Source organism: Flavobacterium adiutor, assembly GCF_048282555.1.
GTDB lineage: Bacteria > Bacteroidota > Bacteroidia > Flavobacteriales > Flavobacteriaceae > Flavobacterium.
In genome coordinates this window covers 2,048,355-2,068,083 of the sequence record NZ_CP182487.1, presented here as the reverse complement: position 1 = coordinate 2,068,083, position 19,729 = coordinate 2,048,355, and the positions used below count along the sequence as shown (strand labels likewise).

Genomic DNA, 19,729 nt, shown 5'->3' with positions numbered 1-19,729 from the left:
TAAAAATGGAAATAAAATTCCTTTAAATCATATAAATTTCATAAACAATTGTATAACACCAATTAACAATTCTAAAGATAAATTTGTGATGAACCAATAAACATTACAATTATGAACCTTAAACGATTTTTCGGAGGATTACTTACCATTCTTGGTATTGTAGGCTTAATCTATACAGCAGTTATATTTGCCGGCACATCAGGCGAAACAAGAGATATTAAATCACTGATTATTTACGGAATACTCGGTATTGTGTTTTTCATGTCGGGAATTAGTTTAGTACGCACAACCAAAGACGAATCCTAGATTTTAAATACTACATTCTAAATACCACACTTTTAAATCACAAAGCGCTTAAGCAGATACAAACGTATTAAAGCCTGGCGCTTTGTGTATTTATAAAAACAAAATCTTTATTCCTCGCTAACAGGATTGAGATTCAGCTCTGTAAAATCCCGTTCCGTTTTCGAAATTATTATGGTTGCGACTGTATTTCCAATCAAATTGGTTATCGCCCTTGCTTCGCTCATAAATTTATCAACGCCCAATAAAAAGGCCAGTCCTTCAACCGGAATTTTATGCAATGCCGTTAAAGTCGAAGCCAAAACAATAAATCCGCTTCCAGTCACACCTGCCGCACCTTTTGAAGTAATCATCAGAATTCCGATTACGGTCAGGATTTCAAAAAAACTCAAATGCACATCATATAACTGAGCAAGAAAAATAACCGACATCGAAAGATAAATTGAAGTTCCGTCAAGATTAAATGAATACCCCGTAGGAACCACCAATCCTACAACCGATTTACTGCAGCCCATTTGTTCCAGCTTCACCATAATACTTGGTAAAGCCGCCTCAGAGGATGAAGTTCCGAGAACCAGTAAAAGTTCTTCTTTAATGTATTTTAAAATCGACAGGATATTGATTTTGTAATATTTCAAAAGACTCCCCAGAATCAAAAATACAAATAAAGCCATAGTCAGATAAACACATAACATCAATTTCCCAAGGGGAATTAAAGTCTCCAAACCAAATTTCCCAATCGTATACGCCATACCGCCAAAAGCCCCAAGCGGAGCCAAGTACATCACATATTTTAATCCGGTAAAAACGACTTTTGAGAAACGTTCCAAAACCAAAATCGTCTGTTCTCTTTTTTGATAAAAATTCAATGCGATACCACAGATAATAGCAGCCAAAAGAACCTGCAGCGTAAAATTCGAAAAGAAAAACTGCAGCCACGAAAAGTTTTCTGCGGCATGATTCGTGTACTTACTCGCATCCTGCAAAGCCAATCCCGATTTGTCAATTTTGCCTGGCTGAAAAAAATACGCAACTCCTACGCCAATTGCCAGCGCTATGGTCGAAATAACCTCAAAATATGCCAAAGCTTTTACACCAATTCGTCCCACTTTCTTAAGATTCCCCATTCCGGAAATTCCCAAAACAATCGTTAAAAATATAATTGGGCCAATAAAAAGTTTGATAATATCGACAAAAGTTTTACCAACAACTTCCATTTTTACACCATTTTCAGGCGAAAAATGTCCGAGCAAAATCCCTGCAATAATGGCAATTAAAACCCAAAAGGTAAGATTAGTAACTACAGAACGAAAAAGTGTTTTCTTAGTTTTTGAAGAAGAATTGTGAGTATTTATATTCATGAAAATGAATTAGAGCTTTCACAAATATATAAAAAATGCAGACCTGTAAGCCGGATTCTGTTCTTGTTATCACTAACAATACCTTATCATTTATCTAGATTCCGAATTACTTCGGAACTCAAGCTACCTACCCTTCAGCAACGAACGAGAAGCCCTTAAATGCTGATATACTTGGTATTTCACCGCATAGAGTTTACCTGGTTTCACTACAGCATTACCTGTACATACTTTCTGTTGCACTTGTCCTTGCGCCATTTCTAACGCCGACGGGTGTTACCCGCTATGCTTCTCTGTGGTGTCCGGACTTTCCTCCCTCCGCAAAAGCGAACGACGATAAGGCGGTCTGCGGTGCAAAAGTAACATTTTATCACCTAAGAAGCTAAAATATAAATTTAGGATTTTAGTAAAGTTTTGTAACTTATTAATCTCAAATTGGTTATCTTTAAGATTCTATAATTTTAAATTCAGTTTATTATGAAAAGAATGTATCATTACGCAACTGTTTCAAAAGCTTTAGATCAATTGAATGAAAAAGGATTTACCTGTGATTTTAATCGTAACTCGGATATGATTAAAAAAAATCCTGAGAAATTTGAAATTGTTCATGTGTATCGATACGAAGGGGAATCTGACCCGGGCGATGAGGCAGTTGTATACGGAATTAAATCGACTACAGGCAAAAAAGGCGTTTATGTAGCTGGCTTTTCTGCAGATTCAGATCAGGAAACCGCTAAATTTTTATTTGATTTAAGTATTAGGGGGAGGTAAAATTTTAAATTCCAATTGTTAAACTTAGACAAAATAAAATTCCAAATTCCAATGTTACATTTGTACTATTGGAATTTGGAATTTTTTAAATTGAATTTTTCTCAATTTTATAGTGTTGGTATTTTCAGTTTCCATCCCGGTTGAATCAGATCCGGATTTGAAATAATATCTTTATTTGCTTCAAAAATATCCTGCCAGGAAACGCCGTATGATTTGGCAATTTTAGAAAGTGAATCACCATTTCCAACAGTATATTCCCTTAAAACTCCCTGCGCAACTTCAATATTCATTACTACATCCGCTGATCTGTAATCTGGATCTATTTTATTGTAAGTATCCCAAAGTTTGTCTTTATCAGCTGCTGACTTAGCGTTGCCATCAATATATAACACGCTGTTTTGTTCTCTTACCTGCCATTTATCTACTCCTAAATCGGTAGCCAGATTAATTAATTCGCTGTATTTTTCCTGTAAGTCCATAACGTTTTATTTAATTATTAATTTATTATCGACTTTTTGAGGTTTCAATTCCTGTATGCTTTGGATTAAAGGCTGTAACTGGCTTCTTTTAATTTCTCCGGAAAGCGTAACCACACCGCCCACAACTGTTGCACTCACACCTTCATAAGATTTGACTACTTTACCAACCGATTTATCTAGATCAGCATCCGAATTGATTATGACAGCGGCAGGTTCTTCATTTGGAACCGGAATCTGGCAATTATTCACCACAGATTTTACTCCTTTAACGGCTTTCACAGAACGCTCAATGTTTTTTTTGAAAGACTCATCATCGCAAGTTCCTATAATGGTTGCAACACCTTCGTGAACTGAAACCTTTACTTCCGGCGTGTCTGCTAGTTTTTCATTAATTTCTTTTTGGATATCGGCATCTTTAGGGCTGCAAGCCAGTAAGGAAAGAGCCAGACTCATTCCTAATACAATTGATTTCATTTTCATAATATTTTTTTTTAATAATTAACTGTTTTTAAAATTAAACAGACTAATGATCAAAATTTTATAGGATTATGACTGAGGATTTATATGGTTTCCAGTAAATCCCTGCTTTCCAAATTCTGAAAATCAAAATTAGTAAAACATCCCCCCCTTAATTCTGTAAAGCATTTCTATAATAATATAACTCCTTTATTTCTAAGCAACTGTACTTTTATAAAAAATTTAATATTATTATGATACATCAATTAAAACCTTCAATATTAGTAGAAACACCGCTTGGAACGGGCCAGGCCATTTTTCTTATCGATTACGGAATGCATCAGAATACGTGTTGGGTTGTAGCTTTGCAAGAAAATGGAGTTATCAAGCATTTTGACTGTAACGATGTAATTCTTTCTACAAATTACACATACGGAATGAATATTAGAAAAAATAATTTTGAAGATAAATAGATCTTTAGTACATGACAAAATTATATTTTGCTAAAAATCAATAATATACAGGTTAATTAATTTGCAAAAAAGACTGATATTTCGTACATTATAGAATTATTACGACATAATTTTTATAATGAAGAATACCAGTCTTGAGGGTAAAGATACAGAGCTTATTTCAGTTTTACAAGGTCATTTCAAAGGGAAACTCAATTTAGCAAGGGTCAAGCTCATTTGTTTATTTATAACGGCTTTATGCAAAATAAAAACAGTTAATTATGATAGGTTAGCATCGGGATTTGATACAACCGCCAATAAAAATAGCTCTTATAGGAGGGTTCAAAGATTCATGAAGGAATTTGACTTTCCTATGAAAATAGTTTCTTCTTTGATATTCAATATATTACCGGTAAGATGCGATTTGGTATTGGTCTTAGATAGAACCAATTGGAAGTTCGGAACTAAAAATATCAACATTCTAATGTTGGGAGTCAGTTATAAAAATGTTGCATTTCCATTGATGTTCAAAATGTTGGATAAACGAGGAAATTCAGATATACAAGAGAGGATTGATTTAATCAAAACCTACATAGAATGGTTCGGGAGGCAAAGTATAGATTGTCTCTTAGCTGATAGAGAGTTTGTTGGGGATAAATGGTTAGAGTTTCTAAACCAAAACAATATTAGGTATTATATTAGAATCAGAAATAATTTCAAAATTTATTCTTATCAAAAACAGGAAGAGATTAAGGCTTTTTGGTTATTCAATAATTTAAAAATAGGCGAGTTTTACCACTATCCGAGAATTGTGGAGTTACATGGTCAAAAATGCTATCTTTCTGGGAGCAAGACCATTGCTAGGGATGGAAAAATAGAATTTTTAATTATTGTATCATTCAATAAACCAGAACAAGCAATGGTTTATTATAAACGAAGATGGCAAATTGAAACTCTTTTTAGAGGTTTAAAAAGTAGTGGTTTTAACATAGAAGACACACATGTGACGGATTTAAAAAGATTAGAAAAACTATTTTCTCTAACAATGATTGCTTTTGTATGGTGTTATAAAATTGGCGACTATTTGGATGAATGCATCCAGAAAATAATAATAAAAAAACATGGCAGAAGAGCAGTAAGTATTTTCAAGTATGGATTAGATTATTTGTCAAAATTTCTTTTGACAGGATTTAAATCTTTGGAAAACAATATGTTTTGCTTTTTGTCATGTACTTAAAAATAGATCTGTAAAGTTATATACTTTTAAATTTAAAGTACTAAATTCCAAAGCATATTGCTTCATATAGATTTGTTTAAGTTTTTATTTTTGAGTTAATTATTCATTTTCACTAAACCCATTTTGCCTTAATACGCTCAAGACATGTATTTTATAATCGAACCAGTGCACATCATTAGTATGTTCTAAATTGTCAATTTCAGCTAATAATTCTAATATTTTCGTTACGCCGTCAAAACTGTTTTCTTCATTTTCAATTATATCATTTATCTTCTTAGATATTGTAAATTCTGGTAAATACAGTTTATTTGATTTTGAATTTTACTCAAAATAGCGACACATCATCTACGTATTTTGAATTTTTTTTTGATTATGTATTTTCATTATTTTTTGATCTGAATAATTCTAATAATTTCTTTCCTTTTTTTACTTAGAAATGATATCAAAAATTGTTTTCTGCTTTAATAATCTGGCCTGTAAAAGAGAAATTCCAATAGGAAAACACCATGCTGCAGCGAAATAAAGGAGTTCATGTGTACGGCTGTTCTCTTGCAATGAGTGGATTTTTTTACCCACAAAATAACTTATATAAATGTAACTCGCAAACACAAACATCATGTAAAAACTTCCTGCTATTTCAAGAATGGTCCAGGTTGTGTTTTCTAATAAAATTGGATTCTTTATAATGTCCATTTCCAGACCTAATATAAATCTAATTAAAGCGTGAGAGAAGAATATCCAATAGGCAATTTTGAAATACTTTTTGTCTAATGCTACTTTTTCTTCAATATGATACATGACTCCCCAAACCCAGACAAAATAAATTATTCCGGCTATAGTTAGTGTAATTAAAATTAGCGGAAAGATAAATTCAAAATTGGCAAAAACACCAATAAACTGTATAATTCCGGTTACGATACATGAAATAAAAGGGATTATGGTGAATAGAAATATTAAGGTTATTGGTTTTAGATTAAGAACTTTAGAAGTTATTTTTTCCATTACAAAGTCGGTTAGTTTATTTAAAAATGATTTTTGGCTATCGCTAAAATAATGTTTTTTTGTTTTGTAAAATTCCTATAATTGTATTAATTAATTTTAAATAATTTTCTCAAAATATTTCAATTCAATAACTTAAAAATCTTTCAATTTTTAAATTTTCAAATCATTAAATTATACGCTATATTTGCTATCGAATAAAACAGAATATGGAACAATTTGTAGTATCGGCTCGTAAATACCGCCCTCAGACCTTTAAGGATGTTGTGGGACAGAAAGCCATTACAAACACTTTGTTAAATGCCATAGAAAGCAATCACCTTGCTTCTGCCCTTTTATTCACAGGACCGCGTGGTGTTGGAAAAACAACCTGCGCGCGTATTCTGGCCCGCAAAATAAATCAGCCCGGATATGATGATCCAAATGAAGATTTTGCTTTCAACGTTTTTGAGTTAGATGCTGCTTCAAACAACTCCGTTGATGATATTCGTAACCTGATTGATCAGGTTCGAATCCCGCCTCAAACCGGGCAATACAAAGTTTATATTATTGACGAGGTTCATATGTTGTCTTCGGCAGCTTTTAATGCTTTTTTGAAAACATTAGAAGAACCGCCAAAACATGCTATTTTTATTTTAGCGACAACAGAAAAACACAAAATCATTCCGACGATTTTATCACGCTGTCAGATTTTTGATTTCAAAAGAATTACCGTAAAAGATGCCAAGGAACATTTGGCTGATGTTGCACAAAGTCAGGGAATCAGTTTTGAAGATGATGCTTTGCACATTATCGCTCAAAAGGCAGATGGAGCGATGCGTGATGCTTTATCCATTTTTGACCGTGTGGTTTCCTACTGTGGAACCAATTTAACGCGTCAGGCCGTAACCGAAAACCTAAACGTTTTAGATTACGAGACCTATGTTTCGATTACAGATTTGCTTTTAGAAAATAAAATTCCGGATCTTTTACTGGCATACAACGATATCCTTGCAAAAGGTTTTGACGGGCATCATTTTATTGCCGGTTTAGCTTCGCATTTCAGGGATTTATTAGTAAGTAAAACCCCTGCTACTTTAAGTTTGCTTGAAGTTGGCGAACAGGCACAGCAGATGTACGGCATACAAGCTCAAAAATGTTCTCAGGAATTCCTATTGCAGGGAATAGACATTGCTAACGATTGTGATTTAAAATACAAATTAAGCCAGAATCAGCGTCTTTTGGTCGAATTATGTCTGATGCAATTAGCCTCTATCACCTTTGATGGAGAAAAAAAAAAGCTGAGCAATTTATAATTCCACCCACTTATTTTAAAAACGGAGGGTATTCAATAGTTGAAAGTCCAAAGTCTAAAGTCCAAAGTCATACTACTGAAGCTGAAATTCCAACATCTAAAATTGAAAATTCAGAAACTATAACTGAAGATACAGCTTCACAAAAAGTAGAAACAGTTGCATCTCAACAAGCACAAACTCCTATTGCCTCTCAATCTGAAGTTAGTAGTGAACCTAAAGTCTCCGCTTTTTCTCTGGCAAGTATCCGAAAGAAAAAAGAGCTGGAAGCCAATGGTAAATCTTATGTAAAACCTACTTCAGTACTGCTTACAGAAGAATTTACTGAAACAGACATGCTTTTGTACTGGAACAAATATGCGCAGCGTTTAGGTGAAAAAGGTTTCAAAATCATGGAATCGCTACTATTGATTAACGACCCTAAATTAAACGGAACCGTAATCACAATCGAATTGCCAAATGAAGGTTCTAAATTAGATTTTGAAAGTCAGATTAACGGCCTCTTAGGCTATTTAAAAGGACATTTACACAATCATGACATTACAATTGAAGTCATTGTAAATGAAACAATAGAAAATAAAAGAAGTTTTAACGACCAGGACCGCTACAATCGTTTATTGGAAATCAATCCAAATATTGAACTTTTACGTTCTACATTTGGACTGGATTTGCCTTAGTATCCTATTTTAAACCAATTTTACTTTTGTATTTGAAAAAAGGCTCCGATTATAAAAAAACGAAGCCTTGAACTTTTCAACTTACACACTTTTTGAGACAGTATCTTTACTCTTTTGAGTTAAAAACCTTTTCAATTCTCTTATCTGGAATAAGCCATAATAAGGCCACTGCCAGATAAGCTGCTCCAGAAATCCATTCGATATAAAAAGAAGAAGCAATACCTACAAGATATAAAATTGTAGATACTATCCCTTTAAAATCGGTTCCTATCGCTTTTGCCAGTACCGAATTTTCTCCTTCGTTAATAATGATAAGCCTTTGCAGAATGAAATACGCAATCGCAGATAAAAACAAAACGATACCATATAAAGTCATGGCTTCCGGTTTAAAATTATTTTCGCCCATCCATCCTGTCGCAACAGGGATTAAGGATAGCCAAAACAGCAAATGCATATTAGCCCAAAGAATTTTTCCGTTTACTTTAGACAAACCATGAAGCAAGTAATGATGGTTATTCCAATAAATTCCAACATATACAAAACTAATGACATAACTCAGAAACTTAGGGATAAGCGGTTTTAAATCGGCAAACTCATGTCCGTTTGGCACTTTAATTTCCAGAACCATAATGGTAATAATAATCGCCAAAACGCCATCACTGAATGCTTCAAGTCTGGTTTTATTCATTTACTAAATTCTAAATTAAATTTTACCGTAATACATTGCTTTTACGATTCCGTCAGAAAGCCCTATTTTTGGCACATAAATCTGGCGTGCCCCACTCCATTTCATCGCATTCAGATAAATACGTGTGGCATGGATAATTACATCGGCACGGTCGGAATTCAGACCTAATTCGGCAATTCTTTGTTCATAAGTCAAAGAATTTAAAAAAGCATATTGTGAATTGATATAAATGTATGAAAGCGGTTTTTCCTGCTGCTTCCCTGACATTTTAAATAACTTATTGATGTTTCCTCCTGAACCAATAAGGGTAACTTCCTCATAATCTTTGGTGTTGGTTTTGATCCATTTTTCAATCTCATCCCAAACCACATCATGAACCATGTTATTCAGCAAACGCACTGTTCCTGCTTTGAATGATCTGGAATTGATCATTTTCCCATCTGAAAAAAGAGTAAATTCCGTACTTCCACCCCCAACATCCACAAAAAGATAGGTCTGATCTGTTCTAAGCAAATGATGTAAATCTGTTGAAGCAATAATGGCAGCTTCTTTTTTTCCGTCTATAATTTCAATTTTTATATCGGCTTTTTTCTTAATCAGCCCTACAACTTCTTTGGCATTATAAGCTTCACGCATTGCAGAAGTTGCAAATGCCATATAACGTTCTACTTTATGAACTTTCATTAAAAGGTTAAATGCTTTCATAGCATCAACCATTCTATCTATATTTTCTTCCGAAATTTCACCAACCGTAAAAGCATCCTGCCCAAGACGTATTGGTACACGAACTAGTGAACTTTTATTAAACTGAGGCTCTTTGCCTTCCTGTTCTACAACATTGGATATTAGAAGCCTCATAGCATTTGAACCAATATCTATTGCTGCATATTTTTTTATTTTAATCATGCTCACTTTATGATTTGAAATTTAAAATTTATGTAATTATTAATTTGTTTTCTCGACAGCAGTTTCGGCTATTTCGATTTTATTCTGATAATATTTATATGTTTCTAATTGTGCCCTGAAAGGAGCATGATGATTTCGGGCTTTATATTTATTGTCTAATTTATAAGAATGGTATCTCACTTTTACATTCCCTTTCCAGGCAATATTAAAATTATCTATTAATTCTTTTTTAATAGATAAGTCATAAATAGGACAAGTAACTTCTACTCTTCCGTCAAGGTTTCTGGTCATAAAATCAGCTGAAGAAATATATACTTCTGTTAAACCTGCATTGCCAAAAATATATACCCGAGAATGTTCCAGATAATTATCAACAATACTGATTGCTTCAATATTTTCGCTCATTCCCGGAATTCCCGGAATCAGACAACAAATTCCTCTTACCTGCAATTGAATCTTAACTCCTGCGTTACTCGCTTCATATAACTTATCGATCATTTTAAAATCAGACAAACTATTCATTTTCAGTTTTATATGAGTTTTTCTACCTGCCAGGGCATGTAAAATTTCACGATCAATCAGTTTAATAAATTTGGTTCTGGTATAATGAGGTGATACTATTAAATGTTTGTACCTGTGTATTCTGTAATTGATATCGAAGAATTCAAAAATTTTAGAAACATCTTTTAAAATTCCCTGATGACAGGTAAAAAGCGTTACGTCAGTATAAATTTTAGCGGTAGCTTCATTAAAATTCCCTGTAGAAATAAATCCGTAACGACGTGTTTTTTCGTCTTCAACTCTTTCAATAACACATATTTTGCTATGAACCTTTAATCCTTTCATTCCAAAAATAAGTTCAATTCCTTCAGTCTGCATTTGTTCTGCATACGAAATATTCGAAGCTTCATCAAATCGTGCCTGGAGCTCTATCTGCACCACTACCCGTTTACCATTTTTAGCAGCATTAATCAGCGAACTGATGATTTGTGAATTCTTAGCCAGACGATATAACGTAATTTTGATGCTGGTTACTTTTGGATCTAATGCTGCTTCTCGTAAAAATTTAGTCAGGTATGAAAAAGACTGGTATGGAGCATGAACCAAATAATCTTTTTTATTTATTTTTTCCAAAATACTTCCGTCAAGACTCAATCCTGGAACCGGTAAAGGCTCATTAGGTTTATAGAGTAAATCGTATCGTCCTAAATTTGGAAAACTCATGTAATCACGGCGGTTATGGTATCTTCCGCCAGGAATAACACTATCCGTTTCTACAATTTTCATTTTATCTAAAAAGAAATGCAGTGTATCATCTTCAATCTGGCTATCATATATAAAACGAACCGGTTCTCCTATTCGTCGATCTTTAACAGATGTTGCAATTTTTTCTAACATACTTTTACTCAAATCGCTGTCAATATCTAATTGGGCATCACGTGTAATTTTGATCATATGCGCTGAAACGCTTTTAAAATCAAATATATTGAAGATGCTTTTTAGTTTATATCGAATAACATCATCGATTAGAATCACGTATTGTTTTTCGTCTTCTGAAGGAAGAACAACAAACCTGTTTATGTTTTTAGGAATTTCAATTAAAGCATAACGAATCTCATCATTTGCCAGTTCTAAGCGTACTGCGAGATACCCTAAAGTATCTTTTAGAACAGGAAAAACAGCGAGATCATTCAAAATAATGGTCACCAGTTCCGGACTTAACTTTTGCATGTAAAAGTCTTTTAAGAAAGCTTCCTGTTTTGGACTAATCTGATCTTCCGTTATAATAAAAATATTTTCATTTTCAAGTTCTGCTTCTATATTCCCTAAAATACGCAGACTTTCAGATTGCTGCTGAATAACAATCTCTGTAATATCTTTAATTAACCGATGGGCTGAAATACCACCTAAATATTTTTCACCAGAAATCCCAGAAAGGCTCAATCGCCGAATTGCAGCATATCGAACTCTAAAAAATTCATCTAAGTTATTTGAAAAAATTCCAACAAAACGCAGTCTGTCTAAAAGAGGAACCGTATTATCAGCGGCTTCCTGAAGTACTCTTGCATTAAATGCTAACCAGCTTTTTTCTCTGTCGATATATTTCTGTTCGTACACGTTATTTATTTTAAATCTTTGGGGAAAATAGTTTTATGTGTTTTGCCTTTACCAATAGTATCCCAGCTTTCTGAATCGAATTGGAGTGATACGAAACCTGAAGTTGGAACATTTTCTATAAAAACATCTCCAAATTTATTAACAAAATTTGTAATAGCCTCGTTATGTCCAAAAAGAATAACACTTTCTAAACTATTATCACATGATTTGATAACTTTTTCGAGATGCCTTTCATCAAAAGTGTACAATTCGTCTTTGAATAAAATACTTTCTAATGGGTAGGACAAATTTTGGGCGAAAATTATTGCTGTTTCTGAAGCTCTGGCTGCTGTACTGCTCCAGATTGTATAGGTTTTAGGGAGGAATTCCGCAATGGCACCTGAAACACTGTGGGCATCTAAAATACCTCTTTTCATTAAAGGTCTGTCAAAATCTTTCAAAGGAGCTTCCCAACTGGATTTTGCATGTCTTATTAAAATTAAATTTTTCATAAATAAGGATATTTTTAAAGATAGATACCAGAAATAATTCAATTTCTAATTTACAAAAGAAATTCTAAAAGCCTATGATTTTTTTATTCTGTTAACATTTAACGAAAATCTTCAACTCTAACAAAAAAATTATTCATCAAAAAATAGTGCCGATCATCTGTTAAAATCATCACTTAATCGATATTCACAAACAAGGAAACAACTGATTTAAAACACTTTTAATCTAATTAATAAATTTTAAAAAAGCTTAAACAACTAAAAAAATGAATTTTTAAGCTGTTATAATTATATCAAAAAACTCATTTTGAAACAGTTATTTAACAAAACAATATGTCATTCAACGTTTTTTCAGGTTAGTTACAGATAAAAGAAACATAATTAAACCAATGTATATAATTTTGATTCATAGATTTTCTGTTAATTTTTTGAAATAATCACAATACCACTTCATTATTTTCAAATTCATAATCTATAAGCCTTACAACAGAATATCCCCAAAAATTCTATAAAAGGCAGAAGTCTAAAAACATTTTAATCCTAACTTAATAAAATTAGAGATTATGAAAATCATTACTTATTTTTTTGCATTTAAGAATATTAGAAACGTTTTCATAACGTTCATGCTAATATTTATTACAAAAGGCTATTCTCAAAATACATTTGATGGAGATTATTGCCCAGGCCCCAATACAGTTGGTGATGAATATGCAACTGGCACTGTTTACAGCAAGCTATTATTAGCCAATCCTTCTTCAACGTGTCAAATTGGAACTATTCACGCTAAAGTTGACACTCAAAATCAAGTATTAAGATTAGGTATGGACATTGGTAATGGTGGTTCAGCTCTTTTTAGATTGTACTTAGATACCAATAATGATCCTTTAACCGGATTAACATCAGACTCATTTGGAGGTACCATCAGTGTAGGTGGTGCTGAATATATCTTAGAGATTAATTCTAACGGAAATGGTTTTACTTTATATACCGGAAATGGAAATGTTAAAACTCAAACTAACGTTATCCCTCCAGGCCTTGCTGCGCAGTCTGGTAACGCAAATTGTAATTCTGGTGCTACCTTTTTAGAATTTAATATTCCTTTTGGAAGTTTAGGAATTAATATTTGTGATCCAAATAACCCTGGTATAATCAATGTTACAAAATTAGCATCTGTTAGTGGGAACTCACCTAATTCAAGTCAATGTATTAATACCCCGCTTACTTTTGGAATTCCACTAAAAGGTACAGTTGGACCAAACGCGACTATTTGTTCAGGGGCTAGCAGCGCTTTAACAATAACCGGTCTCAATGCTAATTCTACTGTAAGTAAGTGGCAATCATCTGTTTCTCCATTTTCAGTTTGGGTAGATATTCCTAATACTGCAGGTTTAACAGCTTATGACATAGCTAATTTAACAGAAACTACCAAATTCAGAGCAATATTTTCTAATTCAGGTTTATGCTCTGGAAATGCTATTGCTACAAGTGAAGCAACTGTAACGGTAAATACTCCTACTGGTTGTTCCATTGCTGGTACTTCCGGTCCTGTATGTTTGTCTTCTTCTAATATTTATACGGCTCCAGCCAATATGACTACTTATGCGTGGTCTTTGCCTTCAGCAACTGCAAATGGTGCTACAATCACATCTGCTTCAAATGCACAAAACGTAACTGTTTTAGCTGGTTCTACTTGCAATACAACGTTTAAATTATTATTAACTACTACTTTAAACGGATGCAGTTCTACTTGTGAAAAAATAGTTACTGTTAATGACACAACTGCTCCAATCTGGACAACTACTACAAATGCCTTAAATTTGACTTTACAATGTAGTGATACATCAGGTTTAGCAACAGCCCAGGTTGCTGCTCCAATCGCAACCGATAATTGTGGAGAAACCGTAACCTATACCAAAACAAGCGGAAGCTTTACAGCAGGTTCTTGTATCAACTCCGGAACTTACACTAATACATGGGTTGCTAAAGATGTTTGTAACAACTCATCAACAACTTTCACCCAGGTAATCACCATTCAGGATACCACAGCTCCAATTTGGACAACTGCTGCCAATGCTTTGAATGTGACTTTACAATGTAGTGATGTTTCCGGTTTGGATACTGCTCAGGCTGCTGCTCCAATCGCAACCGATAATTGTGGAGGAACCCTAACCTATACCAAAACAAGCGGAAGCTTTGTAGCAGGCTCTTGTATCAACTCCGGAACTTATACCAACACCTGGGAAGCAAAAGATGTTTGTAACAATTCATCAACAACTTTCACTCAGGTAATTACAATTCAGGATACCACAGCTCCAATATGGACAACTGCTGCTAATGCTTTAAATGTAACTCTTGAATGCAGTGATCTTTCAGGTTTGTTAAACGCGCAAGCTTTGTTTCCAATAGCTTCTGATCTTTGTGATGCCGATGTATCCAATATCGTAAAAGTTAGCGGTCAGTTTATCGCTTCTGAAAGTTGCGCAAATGCAGGAACCTACACCAACACCTGGACTGTAAAAGACGATTGCGGAAACACTTCCGAGACTTTCACTCAAATAATAACAATCGAAGACACCACTGCGCCAACCTGGACAACTCAAATCAATTCTTTGAATATGACACTTCAGTGCAGCGATCTTTCAGGTTTGGCAAACGCGCAGGCCATGTTCCCGGTTGCTTCTGATCTTTGTGATGCCGATCTCTCCAATATCGTAAAAGTTAGCGGTCAGTTTATCGCTTCTGAAAGTTGCGCAAATGCAGGAACCTACACCAACACCTGGACTGTAAAAGACGATTGCGGCAATACTTCTGAGACTTTCACGCAAGTGATAACCATTGAAGACACCACTGCGCCAACATGGGCAACTGAAATGGGTTCTTTGGACATAACTCTACAATGCAGCGACACTTCAGGCTTGACAAACGCACAGGCCATATTCCCTGTCGCTTCTGATCTTTGTGATGCCGATCTCTCCAATATCGTAAAAGTTAGCGGTCAGTTTATCGCTTCTGAAAGTTGCGCAAATGCAGGAACCTACACCAATACCTGGACTGTAAAAGACGATTGCGGTAATACTTCTGAGACTTTCACTCAAATAATAACAATCGAAGACACCACTGCGCCAACCTGGACAACTCAAATCAATTCTTTGAATATGACACTTCAGTGCAGTGATCTTTCAGGTTTGGCAAACGCGCAGGCCATGTTCCCGGTTGCTTCTGATCTTTGTGATGCCGATGTGACCAATATCGTAAAAGTTAGCGGTCAGTTCATCGCTGCTGAAGGTTGCACAAATGCAGGAACCTATACCAACACCTGGACTGTAAAAGACGATTGCGGCAATACTTCTGAGACTTTCACGCAAGTGATAACCATTGAAGACACCACTGCGCCAACATGGGCAACTGAAATGGGTTCTTTGGACATAACTCTACAATGCAGCGACACTTCAGGCTTGACAAACGCACAGGCCATGTTCCCTGTCGCTTCTGATCTTTGTGATGCCGATGTATCCAATATCGTAAAAGTTAGCGGTCAGTTTATCGCTTCTGAAAGTTGCGCAAATGCAGGAACCTACACCAACACCTGGACTGTAAAAGACGATTGCGGAAACACTTCCGAGACTTTCACTCAAATAATAACAATCGAAGACACCACTGCGCCAACCTGGACAACTCAAATCAATTCTTTGAATATGACACTTCAGTGCAGCGATCTTTCAGGTTTGGCAAACGCGCAGGCCATGTTCCCGGTTGCTTCTGATCTTTGTGATGCCGATCTCTCCAATATCGTAAAAGTTAGCGGTCAGTTTATCGCTTCTGAAAGTTGCGCAAATGCAGGAACCTACACCAACACCTGGACTGTAAAAGACGATTGCGGCAATACTTCTGAGACTTTCACGCAAGTGATAACCATTGAAGACACCACTGCGCCAACCTGGACAACTCAAATCAATTCTTTGAATATAACACTTCAGTGCAGCGATCTTTCAGGTTTGACAAACGCGCAAGCTTTGTTTCCAATAGCTTCTGATCTTTGTGATGCCGATGTGTCCAATATCGTAAAAGTTAGCGGTCAGTTCATCGCTGCTGAAAGTTGTGCAAATGCAGGAACCTATACCAACACCTGGACTGTAAAAGACGATTGCGGTAATACTTCAGAGACTTTCACGCAAGTCATCACTATCGAAGATACCACTGCGCCAACATGGGCAACTGAAATGGGTTCTTTGGACATAACTCTACAATGCAGCGACACAGCAGGTTTGACAAACGCACAGGCCATGTTCCCGGTTGCTTCTGATCTTTGTGATGCCGATCTCTCCAATATCGTAAAAGTTAGCGGTCAGTTCATCGCTGCTGAAGGCTGTGCAAATGCAGGAAGCTACACCAATACCTGGACCGTAAAAGACGATTGTGGTAATACTTCTGAGACTTTCACTCAAGTGATAACCATTGAAGACACCACTGCGCCAACATGGGCAACTGAAATGGGTTCTTTGGACATAACTCTACAATGCAGCGATCTTTCAGGTTTGACAAACGCGCAAGCTTTGTTTCCAATAGCTTCTGATCTTTGTGATGCCGATGTGTCCAATATCGTAAAAGTTAGCGGTCAGTTCATCGCTGCTGAAAGTTGCGCAAATGCAGGAACCTACACCAACACCTGGACTGTAAAAGACGATTGCGGAAACACTTCCGAGACTTTCACTCAAATAATAACAATCGAAGACACCACTGCGCCAACCTGGACAACTCAAATCAATTCTTTGAATATGACACTTCAGTGCAGCGATCTTTCAGGTTTGGCAAACGCGCAGGCCATGTTCCCTGTTGCTTCTGATCTTTGTGATGCCGATCTCTCCAATATCGTAAAAGTTAGCGGTCAGTTCATCGCTGCTGAAGGATGCGCAAATGCAGGAACCTATACCAACACCTGGACTGTAAAAGACGATTGCGGCAATACTTCTGAGACTTTCACGCAAGTGATAACCATTGAAGACACCACTGCGCCAACATGGGCAACTGAAATGGGTTCTTTGGACATAACTCTACAATGCAGCGACACTTCAGGCTTGACAAACGCACAGGCCATGTTCCCTGTAGCTTCTGATCTTTGTGATGCCGATGTGTCCAATATCGTAAAAGTTAGCGGTCAGTTCATCGCTGCTGAAGGCTGTGCAAATGCAGGAACCTACACCAACACCTGGACTGTAAAAGACGATTGCGGAAACACTTCCGAGACTTTCACTCAAATAATAACAATCGAAGACACCACTGCGCCAACCTGGACAACTCAAATCAATTCTTTGAATATGACACTTCAGTGCAGCGATCTTTCAGGTTTGGCAAACGCGCAGGCCATGTTCCCTGTTGCTTCTGATCTTTGTGATGCCGATCTCTCCAATATCGTAAAAGTTAGCGGTCAGTTCATCGCTGCTGAAGGATGCGCAAATGCAGGAACCTATACCAACACCTGGACTGTAAAAGACGATTGCGGCAATACTTCTGAGACTTTCACGCAAGTGATAACCATTGAAGACACCACTGCGCCAACATGGGCAACTGAAATGGGTTCTTTGGACATAACTCTACAATGCAGCGACACTTCAGGCTTGACAAACGCACAGGCCATGTTCCCTGTAGCTTCTGATCTTTGTGATGCCGATGTGTCCAATATCGTAAAAGTTAGCGGTCAGTTCATCGCTGCTGAAGGCTGTGCAAATGCAGGAACCTACACCAACACCTGGACTGTAAAAGACGATTGCGGAAACACTTCCGAGACTTTCACTCAAATAATAACAATCGAAGACACCACTGCGCCAACCTGGACAACTCAAATCAATTCTTTGAATATGACACTTCAGTGCAGCGATCTTTCAGGTTTGGCAAACGCGCAGGCCATGTTCCCTGTTGCTTCTGATCTTTGTGATGCCGATCTCTCCAATATCGTAAAAGTTAGCGGTCAGTTCATCGCTGCTGAAGGATGCGCAAATGCAGGAACCTATACCAACACCTGGACGGTAAAAGACGATTGCGGCAATACTTCTGAGACTTTCACGCAAGTCATCACTATCGAAGATACCACTGCGCCCATGTTTGCAGGAAATCTTCCTTCAAACATTACTGTTTCCTGTGATGCAGTTCCTGAACCAGCCACAATAGAAGTTTCTGATAATTGTAATAGTAATTTACCAATTGTTTTTTCTGAAACAAAAAGTAATATCCAAAATGAATGTCCTACAAATTACACTTTAACTCGTACATGGACAACAATTGATTGCAGCGGAAATACTGCTTCACACACTCAAATTATAACAGTAAGAGATATAAAAGCACCTACAGGAACTGCTCCTGCAAGTGTAACTAATTTACAAAGTATTGAAAATATACCTGCCGGAAATCCAAAAGATATAATAGATGCAGCAGATAATTGCAGCGAGAGCGTAAACATTTCGATAACTGATTCGAACAATGGAGGAAGCGTCTGCGATGGAAATGCATATATTTTAACCAGAACCTATACCTTAACAGATTGTGCAGGTAACAAAACTGAACTGGTACAAACCTTTACTGTCGAAAATAAAATTTCAGTAACGGGAACAGCTTCGAATGTTACCTGCTTTGAAGGTAGTAACGGGGCTATTTTAGTGACTAGCAGCCCGGGTTCTGTAGTTGTCATCAGAAATCAAAATAATGAAGTGGTAGGTAATACTAATTTACGCGCCGGAGTCTATACACTTACAGCGACATCATCAGTAAACAATAACAACCAGTTTTGTTCAGCAACAGCTACTGTGACCATCACGCAACCTGAAAATGTTATTGTCAACCTTAACAGTGATGCCTGTAATGCTGACTCATCACCGCTAAACCTTTCCAATTTATTGCCTGAAGGCATTTCCAGAACAGGAATCTGGACAGACAAAAGCGGTACTAATGCATTACAGGGAAATATACTTACTGTTTTTGGTCTTACATTAGGCAGTTATACTTTTGAATATAAGACCACTAACGAAGATTGCCCAAAAAGTGTATCATTAAATTTAATCGTAAATGATGACTGCAGAGTACTAGCATGCGAGAATGTAGTAGTTCATAATGCTTTCTCTCCTAATGGTGACGGCATCAATGATTTTTTCAAAATTGACAATATTGATCAGACAATCTGTTATCCTGAAAATACTGTAGAAATCTTTAATCGCTGGGGAATACTGGTATTCGAAACTACTAATTACAACAACACTACTAACGCTTTTGACGGGACTTCCAGAGGCAGAACAACAATCAAACAATCTGAAGGGCTGCCTACAGGAACCTACTTTTATATCATTAATTACAAGTCATTAGACGGTAATAATGTACTGCAGTCTAATAGAAAAGACGGTTTTCTTTATTTGTCGAAATAAATACCTCTCGCAATTCTGTGTAAAGTTCTTATATAGAATTGCGAAATAATAAAAATCCTTGTTTGAGTAAGTGAATATCAGGACTTATTATTAAGG

General features: G+C 35.9%; 15 protein-coding genes and 1 other RNA gene. 7 read left to right on the top strand and 9 right to left on the bottom strand.

Translation table 11 applies throughout. From position 1 onward, the window contains the following. The first annotated feature begins 111 nt into the window (after window positions 1-111). Window positions 112-306, top strand: coding sequence for a hypothetical protein (locus tag ACNC7R_RS08970; RefSeq protein WP_008467912.1), 195 nt, complete (start codon window positions 112-114; stop codon window positions 304-306). 107 nt (window positions 307-413) lie between these two features. On the opposite strand, the gene ACNC7R_RS08965 is transcribed toward ACNC7R_RS08970, so the two are convergent. Both ACNC7R_RS08965 and rnpB read right to left on the bottom strand, forming a co-directional pair. Beyond that, window positions 414-1,664 carry a cation:dicarboxylate symporter family transporter gene (locus ACNC7R_RS08965; protein ID WP_417940606.1) on the bottom strand — a complete coding sequence of 417 codons (1,251 nt, stop codon included), beginning with the start codon at window positions 1,662-1,664 and terminating at the stop codon, window positions 414-416. Between the two features lie 30 nt (window positions 1,665-1,694). After that, window positions 1,695-2,014: RNase P RNA component class A (rnpB, locus tag ACNC7R_RS08960), an RNA gene on the bottom strand. A gap of 124 nt (window positions 2,015-2,138) precedes the next feature. On the opposite strand from rnpB, the gene ACNC7R_RS08955 reads away from it, so the two are divergent. Beyond that, window positions 2,139-2,432 carry a hypothetical protein gene (locus ACNC7R_RS08955; RefSeq protein ID WP_417940605.1) on the top strand — a complete coding sequence of 98 codons (294 nt, stop codon included), beginning with the start codon at window positions 2,139-2,141 and terminating at the stop codon, window positions 2,430-2,432. A gap of 107 nt (window positions 2,433-2,539) precedes the next feature. Here the strand turns inward: ACNC7R_RS08955 and ACNC7R_RS08950 are convergent, their stop codons facing one another. Both ACNC7R_RS08950 and ACNC7R_RS08945 read right to left on the bottom strand, forming a co-directional pair. Continuing rightward, window positions 2,540-2,911, bottom strand: coding sequence for a LysM peptidoglycan-binding domain-containing protein (locus ACNC7R_RS08950; protein WP_417940604.1), 372 nt, complete (start codon window positions 2,909-2,911; stop codon window positions 2,540-2,542). A 6-nt stretch (window positions 2,912-2,917) separates the two neighbouring features. After that, the gene (locus ACNC7R_RS08945) at window positions 2,918-3,391 is read right to left on the bottom strand and encodes a BON domain-containing protein (protein ID WP_417940603.1); all 474 of its coding nucleotides are present in this window, start codon (window positions 3,389-3,391) and stop codon (window positions 2,918-2,920) included. 230 nt (window positions 3,392-3,621) lie between these two features. On the opposite strand from ACNC7R_RS08945, the gene ACNC7R_RS08940 reads away from it, so the two are divergent. Together ACNC7R_RS08940 and ACNC7R_RS08935 are read left to right on the top strand one after the other, a co-directional pair. Beyond that, complete coding sequence (locus ACNC7R_RS08940; protein WP_417940601.1) at window positions 3,622-3,840, top strand: hypothetical protein; 219 nt, start codon at window positions 3,622-3,624, stop codon at window positions 3,838-3,840. Window positions 3,841-3,958: 118 nt separating this feature from the next. Next, the gene (locus tag ACNC7R_RS08935) at window positions 3,959-5,056 is read left to right on the top strand and encodes an IS4 family transposase (protein ID WP_417940600.1); all 1,098 of its coding nucleotides are present in this window, start codon (window positions 3,959-3,961) and stop codon (window positions 5,054-5,056) included. 426 nt (window positions 5,057-5,482) lie between these two features. Here ACNC7R_RS08935 and ACNC7R_RS08930 read toward each other — a convergent pair whose 3' ends face one another. Further along, the gene (locus tag ACNC7R_RS08930; RefSeq protein WP_417940598.1) at window positions 5,483-6,058 is read right to left on the bottom strand and encodes a hypothetical protein; all 576 of its coding nucleotides are present in this window, start codon (window positions 6,056-6,058) and stop codon (window positions 5,483-5,485) included. A gap of 206 nt (window positions 6,059-6,264) precedes the next feature. On the opposite strand from ACNC7R_RS08930, the gene dnaX reads away from it, so the two are divergent. Then, window positions 6,265-7,350, top strand: a complete 1,086-nt coding sequence (gene dnaX, locus ACNC7R_RS08925) for a DNA polymerase III subunit gamma/tau (protein ID WP_417940597.1) — start codon at window positions 6,265-6,267, stop codon at window positions 7,348-7,350. Between the two features lie 332 nt (window positions 7,351-7,682). Continuing rightward, window positions 7,683-8,024: a DNA polymerase III gene (locus tag ACNC7R_RS08920; RefSeq protein ID WP_417940596.1), complete on the top strand. Its 342-nt coding sequence runs from the start codon at window positions 7,683-7,685 to the stop codon at window positions 8,022-8,024. A 106-nt stretch (window positions 8,025-8,130) separates the two neighbouring features. Here ACNC7R_RS08920 and ACNC7R_RS08915 read toward each other — a convergent pair whose 3' ends face one another. The 4 genes from ACNC7R_RS08915 to ACNC7R_RS08900 are packed head-to-tail and all read right to left on the bottom strand — an operon-like array spanning window position 8,131 to window position 12,227. Continuing rightward, window positions 8,131-8,712 carry a TMEM175 family protein gene (locus ACNC7R_RS08915; RefSeq protein WP_417940595.1) on the bottom strand — a complete coding sequence of 194 codons (582 nt, stop codon included), beginning with the start codon at window positions 8,710-8,712 and terminating at the stop codon, window positions 8,131-8,133. A gap of 15 nt (window positions 8,713-8,727) precedes the next feature. After that, entirely contained in the window at window positions 8,728-9,618 is an 891-nt protein-coding gene (locus ACNC7R_RS08910; RefSeq protein WP_417940594.1) for a Ppx/GppA phosphatase family protein, read from the bottom strand. 39 nt (window positions 9,619-9,657) lie between these two features. Beyond that, the gene (gene ppk1, locus ACNC7R_RS08905; protein ID WP_417940593.1) at window positions 9,658-11,736 is read right to left on the bottom strand and encodes a polyphosphate kinase 1; all 2,079 of its coding nucleotides are present in this window, start codon (window positions 11,734-11,736) and stop codon (window positions 9,658-9,660) included. 5 nt (window positions 11,737-11,741) lie between these two features. Further along, the gene (locus ACNC7R_RS08900) at window positions 11,742-12,227 is read right to left on the bottom strand and encodes a SixA phosphatase family protein (RefSeq protein ID WP_417940592.1); all 486 of its coding nucleotides are present in this window, start codon (window positions 12,225-12,227) and stop codon (window positions 11,742-11,744) included. Between the two features lie 560 nt (window positions 12,228-12,787). Here ACNC7R_RS08900 and ACNC7R_RS08895 point away from each other — a divergent pair. Then, window positions 12,788-19,633 carry an Ig-like domain-containing protein gene (locus ACNC7R_RS08895; protein ID WP_417940591.1) on the top strand — a complete coding sequence of 2,282 codons (6,846 nt, stop codon included), beginning with the start codon at window positions 12,788-12,790 and terminating at the stop codon, window positions 19,631-19,633. Window positions 19,634-19,729: the final 96 nt, after the last annotated feature.